This is a genomic window from Mesorhizobium sp., from assembly GCF_004962925.1.
In the GTDB taxonomy this organism is placed as follows: domain Bacteria; phylum Pseudomonadota; class Alphaproteobacteria; order Rhizobiales; family Rhizobiaceae; genus Mesorhizobium.
This window is the reverse complement of the sequence record NZ_SUEO01000278.1, coordinates 1-7,088: the sequence shown is the minus strand read 5'-3', so window position 1 is coordinate 7,088 and position 7,088 is coordinate 1. Positions and strand designations below refer to the sequence as shown.

Here is a 7,088-nt window from a genome sequence, read left to right as displayed (position 1 = left end):
CCGGCGGCACGTCCTCAAACTGGTAACATTTACCGCTAGCCACGAACCACACCGAGAGGACTTTGCGCTCCGGGTCGTATTCCGTTTTGTGTATCGAGGTGGACGGCATGACGGTCGCTCGATTAAAAGCCGTCAACGATCGGAAGCCCGTCACGTTCCTTTCTGTTGGCGCCCCAAACGGGGACGATCGCGCGTCATTCCTGCGGGTCGCGCGCGTGCTGAAGTCTCGCCAGGAGCCGACCGGGGCGCAAACCAGCCCGGCAGCAATTCCGTGGAACTTTTCAAAGCCGCATGCCTTGTGCTCCGGTGTTCGCCGTCTCGATCACGTTCCTGGCGATTGGAATAATCGTTAGCTAGGAATCGTTTAGCTAGGGACTGACCGGACTTTGGGGCGAAGGACGAAAAGAGATCTGCGCAGCTAAGTCCCTTCCTGCGCTGATAAGGGACCACCCGCCATTCCTCGATTTGGCGGGCGGTCTACAATCATGCTGGCGAAGTCGCCCAGGCGAGCAGCGGTTCAAGCTCGCGAGGGGTGGCATCACAGCAGGTCTTCGGCAACCCCGTCGAATTTCCTGAGGCCTACGCTTGGAGGCTTTTGCTTAAGAAGGAAGCCAACGAGCGCCGGCGTCAGCAGGAAGCGGCAAGCCTAACGCAGGCACGGCGTGTTAACTCCCAGGACAGTCAGCTTACCCTTCGGACGTCCTAACGCGCTGGCAGAGATGCCAAAGGTGCCCCGCAATGGGCCGATCTGTCTGGCACCGCAATTGCACGGTCAGCAATGCCGGGTACCCCAATGCTCGGCACTCATGGGGCCCGTCGCTTCGCAAATGGAGCGGCGAGCCCTTTTTGTGTGCCTGTTATGCGCCTTCAGTGCGCCATTCTCGCTGACGGTGCGAACCGCAGGGTAGGCCCGTCAAAGGGACTCAACTGACTTTAGGAGCCTTGCTCGCGACCAGGAATCCGCCCAATAGCGATCCAAGGCGTCGAGTGCCTCCCCGGGCTGAACGAGACTGCGAACTATGTGTTGCCGATCCCCCTCAAAACTACGTCAGAGTCCTCGCCGAGGACGCGGAAGCGGGATCGCGCCGAGCGGATCCGGCCCGCCGGCTGGCCGAAGCCCGACATTGAGGGAACGTGCCGTTTCGCTCGCCCTTGAGAAGGGCGAAGCCCGAACAAAAGGCCTGACCGATATCGGCGTTCCCCGCTGCTACATCGCTCGCATATGCGAGGAAGGGTTACTCATGAAGGTCGACTATGGGCGCTACCGTGCGGCAGTTCCCAAAGCGGCACGAATTGCTCTTGAGGGCGCAAGACGCGGGAGCCGGAGTAGGATTAGGTGCGCTGGCGCAGAAAAGGCGGGGCTTGTGCACTGGAACAGGTCCATCGCGGAATTCGTCTAGTATACGTTCAATCTTGCAATTTTTCAGTCGGCGACTGGCGCGTCTGGCCAAGGCCCATGCCCTTCAGTTGATGCTTTGCCCGCCGGAAGAGCGAGATATGATTGCGGCTACGGCTACGGGCATGGCCGTTCCCAAAAGTTCTTCGCCGCCCTCGAAACGGGCGCCTTACGCAGCTACCGATCTGCCCTGACGATCGATCGGGAAGGGCTTGCGACGAGCGTCAAACGCAGCGAGTTGTTCTTCCGCTTGCTGCCGCAGCTGTTCGATATTTTTCCCCGTTCGCTCCGCGATCAGCACAGCCAGGATTTCGACCGCGGAGAGGGCCGGCGCCATGCTCTGGAAGAAGGATTGCGAATTTGTTGGGACGATGATGCGTTCGCGGGCTAAACGTGCCAGCGGCGATGCCCTGCTGTCAGTAATCGCCACGATCGCGACACTTCGGCGCGATGCCATCTCCACGAGTTCAATTGTTGCGCTGCTGTAGGGTGCAAAGCCGAGCGCCAGCAAGACATCATCCGGCCCGGCTCGGTGAATGGCCCCCAACCCGCTTCCGGTTGTCGGATCGAGCAATATTGCGTGATAATCCATCTGCGACACTACGGAGGCGAAATGGCGGGCGACCGTGTGGGCCGAACGCAGGCCGAGACAAAAAAGACGCCGGGAACCGGCGAGAACCGCTGCCGCAGCCAGGAACTGCTCTGCGCTGCCCGGATCGCCGAGTCTGGCTGTGTGGGCGGCAAGCATGCTGGCAACCCGGATGGCGGGGGAGCATCCTCTTGCCGGCTTCCATTCCCTGACGCGATCGTCTGAACTGACCGAGGCATTTTCCGGCGCACGCAGCGCCTTTGCGTAGGCAGCGCGCAATTCTTCGTAACTGTCCAGCCCGAGCCACGTTGCGAGCCGGACCATCGTCGTGTGCGAAACACCGACGCGTCGGGCCTGTTCGCGCATCGACATCAGTGCAACGTCGCTGGGCTGATCCAGCACGAATCGAGCTGCAGCCTTAAGCTGCGGCGGCATCGTCTCGAGCTCTTCCACCAGCATATCGGTCAAGGGGCCTTTTTTCATGTCGAGTGACCTCCTGTTTTACGCGCCGTCCGGGCCACGTCCGTAACAACGATCGATTCCCCCAATCCTTCCGGTCTTGAGTTGACTGCCAAGCGTCATTCGGAAGCCTTCGTCACGATAGGCTGAATGAAATATTTCCTGGTCACTTGGTCTCGAATGAGCTCGTGCGTGAATCTTGGTTTGCCCGACACATCCCGAGCAAATCTGTCTGTGTGTCCGGCTTTCTCGGGTACGAATACAGCGTCGGGACTCTCTGGAAGCGACCCCCGCACCTCCTCCACTCGAACGCCTATTTTTTCTCCTGCGGGATCAATTCCGACATCAATTCGCCAGACCGCATTCGGATTGTACTCGAACTCGCCGACGAACCGGCCGTTCTCAACAGGCCTTCGCCCGATAATGTATTCCGGCGGAATCTGCGAAAGCATGTGTTCGTGTTCAAACGTCAGCCAAACTTTCTTGCCAAGGTCATGGGCCACATCATTGATTTTATAGCTTACGGTTTCCGCGTTCAGGTCACGGCTCGAGCCTTGAGTCGGATCTTTGAAAACATAGACATAGCCTGAGCCTTTGTCCCTTGTCGCCGTGCCTCCCGCAAACTGTCGCGCGACCCAAGGGACCTCGCTCGCTGGGACTCCCCCCAATTCCCCCGTGTACGTACCTCGTGAGAAATCGAGTGCGTCGCTCGCCGTCAGCCTCGAACCCTGGAAAGTGCCAGGCGGCCTAAAACGCTCCGCGAACGCGTTGAAGTGGTCAAGGGCACGCGTATCACCGCGGACCAAAACCTCCCTTTCAGAGGGACCGGAACGTGTATATTTCCCGTGTTTGATCTCGCCCACGAGTTCGCTCGGGGGACGTCCACCCGGCCAATACGGCAAATCTGGCACGCGCGAAAGCTGCGTACCCAACGAACGCAGGAATTTCACTGGATCGGAAGCATAGCGGCGGTCGATTGTTATCACCCTGTTCTTAGGATCGATGCCGTTGCGGCTTCCCGTTTTCGGATCTCGTCCTGTAGAAACACCGAAGCGATATCCCTGCTCCCGCGCTGCCTCGAGCCGGTCCGTCAGCGCTGCTTGATCCGGCAGGAGCGCAGCGGCCCGGTTTCTGGCCTGCTCAAATGCTGCCTCATCAATCTTCGGACCAAGCAAGCGTGAACCGCCGCCCACGATGGGAACGATGCCTGGTTCGCTACCCTGCCGCATGACAAGCTCATGCGTGTAGCCTTGGCTGTACAACGTGTCGGCAGTTGGCCGCAGGCCGATTTCCGGTGGAACGTAGACTCTGGCGGGATTCTGCGGGCGTGGCCCGAGGACTCTTACAGTGTGTTTCTCGCCCCTGATGGCAAGGTCAATCGTTCCGCCGCGCTGCGGTGATTCCAGTCCAGAATATTGCGGTCGCTGATTGGGCGAACTTGTCTCCCTCTGCGCCGAGCCTGCTGTCGGGCTCCTACTCGTCCGCAAGCCGCGCACGCCAAGGCCCGTTCCGGCGATGCCGGTTCCCAGACCGACGACGGAATTTGCCAGCTCGAGGCCGGACATTTCACCGCCATGCGCGGCCAGCTGTTCGGCAGATTCGCGTATCAGCGGAACACCGGCGACGACGGCCGCCCCATCCATCATGCGAGCGGCCGCGTTCAGCTTGCCGCCGCTCTGCAGTTGTCGTCCGACATCGTCCGCGTAGGATGTCTTCGGCAGATGCACGCGAGCTTTGCCCACGCCCAAGGAGGCATCTTTGGTTCGAATTGCACCGAAGCCGCCTTTCGCGGCCTGGCTGGCCGGCAATTCTGTCCGAGCCAAGAGGCCGGCGGTCCGCACCCCGCCTGCTGCCAACGGCAGCGCCGTGGTGGCGATCGAAAGCATGTTCATCATCGATTCCTTGTCGCCCCACGAGCCGCCGTGCTCAAGATGGTTCACTTGACCGATGAGCGCCCGCCCGCCGAGATAGGCACCCCCTGCGTAGGCGAGCGGCGCGGCGACGGGCGCCGCCGGAGTGAACGAAGCGATGGTTGCGACGGCGGTTCCGACGCCGACGATGGGATCGCCCCATTTTTCCCACGCCGAGTCGTACTGCGCTTTGACGGCCTCGTAAGCAATGGTGCCGTCAGGGCGACGAGTGGTGTCCAGGCGGGTCGGCATCACCAGGATGCCCTCCTCCTTGAATTGGTTGTTGTTGTCTAGGAAGTCCTCGCGGCTATCGAACACCTTGCCCGTCATGTCGACGTAGTGAGTTTCGCCGTCACGGTTCTTCACTTCGAAAAGACCTGTCGTGATCGAGACGCCGGGTTCGTCGTAGCGCATGACGATAGGCCGGACCGTGAGATCGCCGGCATTGTCCGGGTCGTCGCCATTGATCTGAGGGCTTTTCAGGATCTGCGTCTCGACCTTTTTGACGTCCACCTCCCGGCCGGCCTCGCCCATGCCCTGAACCATGGTCCTGATCATCGCGCGGACCCTGGCCGAATCCCGCCCGGTGATCGAACCTCCTACCTTGGCCTGGAGCGCCTGAATTTCCGCGCTGTTTGCCTGGGGGTCCTCTCTGACGAAGCCGACTTCGGCTTCCTTCAGTTTTTCGGGGTCATGGCGCTGTTCCGCCGGCAGGTGCAGAAGGTTGTTGTCGTGTTTGAAACTTGGGTCGTCCACCAGCTTCTTGCGATGGTCAGCGACCGCTCCGGTTCGACCTTGCGTCTCCTGCAGCAGTTTCTGGAAAGGCGATTTGGCAGGATCCTGGTTCGGATGCGCCTGGACCCAAGCCTGCTCCAGACTGCGAAGGTGAATGGTCTCGCCTTGCAGGAAGTGGAGGTCGGCCGCGGTCTTGGCGATCGCAGCGTTTCCCAAATCGACGCGCGCACGCAGGGCCGCGTCGCTCGCCTGTTCGTATGCGCGCCACACCGGCTGGTACGATGAATAGTCGAGTTCCCGCGATTTCTGGAAGCTTTTCCAAATCGCGGCATTTTCCTCCTGCTCGTTCCTGTATGGGTTAAAAGGCCGCTCGCCTGCGCGCTCTTTTTGTCGGATTGTCGCGTCGTCCAATCCATTCCATTGCCAGCTCTTCTTGAACTGTTGGAAGGCCTTCTGCAGATCCTCATGTGCCTGCGCGCGGACCGTTTCCTTCTCCAGCCAATCTTGTCCGGCTTCAAGCAGGCGGAGGTTCTTGTCGGCCGCGTGCACGTTCCGGTCGACGCGGTCCGCGAAACCCAGGATTTCCTCCAAGATGTCCTTGGCGCGCTCGTGGGCCGCAGTTCCAGGCTTGGTCTTCTGAAGCCGCTCGTACGCCTCACCGACAATTTTGCCGGTTTCAGCCTGCTGCGTGGCAGCGAGGATGGACGTTGCTCTGCCTTGTGCAACACCTTCATCCACCTTCGCTTTTTCGAGCGTAGCCCTTAGTTGCGTCCGCTCCTTGTCCAACCCCGCACTGGGCTCGCCCTCCTTCCTCGCCTGCCGGATCAGGGTACCCAGCTGTCGGATCCTGGATTCGTAGCCATTGACCGTGGAATGTTGATCGTTGGCATGTTTTTGGGCATAGCCCGCAGCGCCTACCATTTTCATTCTCGTGGTATCGCCAGTATTTGGGTCAAGGACTTTGACGTCGAAAACGTCGTTCCCGTCGATCACCCGTCTGTACGGCTCGTCATGTTGATAATCGTAGCCTTCGATCACCATCTTGTTGGTTGCGGGATCGACGATCTTTACCAGTTTCGTGTCGCCGTTGTCGGAAGTAGGCTCGGCGGTCTCAATCCTCACGCCGCCCGATTTCAGAAGGGCGATCACCTCGGATTCGGTCATGCGTCGATTGCGCGCCACCTGTGCGATGGTCGCGCCATCCTCGAAGACCGCCTTTTTCACCTGATCGGCATTCCGTTCCGCGACGCTTCTTTCTCCCGCCAATCTGGTCCGGTGGCCGGTGGACGAGATGAACCAGGCTTCCGTCTTCCCATCCTTGTGCGTAGTCTTCTCGATAGCCGAGTCGTCCGGTCTCGAGGTCCTTTCGACAACCGTTCCGTCCCCTATATCGTTTTCGTAGCGCGTCGTTATCGCGCCGGTTTTCTCGTCGCGGCTGCTGGCCTGCTTGCGGCCGAGCCCATCTCTGAGCGGCGAGGAGGAAACCACGTTGCCGTCACGGCTTTTCACTTCAATGATATAATTGCCTTTCTCGAGGTCGTGAGTTTCGGTGACGGTCTTGCCGGTCGTCGGGTCCGCAATTGCCGTCGTGCGCCCGATGTTGTTTTCTGTCGCATCGACCCGTAGGCCAGCAGCGCGCAATTGGTCGAGGATCTGCTCCCTGGCAGCCTGGCTGTCCTTCACGTGCGGTAGGGTTTGCCTGGCGATCAGGTCGATGCTTTTGCCACGAACAATATCCGCAACGACGCGGTCCGCCTGGGCCTGTTCCTGATCGACCCGACCGTCGAGCTTGACCGGAACGGTTTGCATTCCATTCGCGTTGGCAAAAAGCCGTTGGGTGAGGAACGCCGACATTATTGGCGCTTCGTTGCCGGAGCCGTTCGAGCCTGACGAGAGGCGTGACGTTGTTTGAGATACGCGCGGCTGGCTGTTGCCCGCGAACGCCAACATCTGCCGCTCTTTCAATTGTGCATCGAACGCCTTGTCCTTCGCACTTACC

General features: G+C 60.1%; 3 protein-coding genes. All 3 read right to left on the bottom strand.

Annotated features, from left to right (window positions below; translation table 11 throughout):
- The coding region (locus tag E5W87_RS32460) for a KTSC domain-containing protein (protein ID WP_292407149.1) at positions 1-109 on the bottom strand (109 nt) is incomplete at its 3' end.
- 1,456 nt (positions 110-1,565) lie between these two features.
- Entirely contained in the window at positions 1,566-2,468 is a 903-nt protein-coding gene (locus E5W87_RS32455; protein ID WP_292407146.1) for a MurR/RpiR family transcriptional regulator, read from the bottom strand.
- Positions 2,469-2,563: 95 nt separating this feature from the next.
- A complete protein-coding gene (locus tag E5W87_RS32450; RefSeq protein ID WP_292407144.1) occupies positions 2,564-7,054 on the bottom strand; it encodes a DUF4781 domain-containing protein in 4,491 nt (1,496 codons plus the stop codon).
- Positions 7,055-7,088: the final 34 nt, after the last annotated feature.

What these genes read in the sequence shown, in the direction of transcription:
- E5W87_RS32455 (WP_292407146.1), bottom strand. Translation starts at nt 2,468, where the DNA reads ATGAAAAAAGGCCCCTTGACCGATATGCTGGTGGAAGAGCTCGAGACG.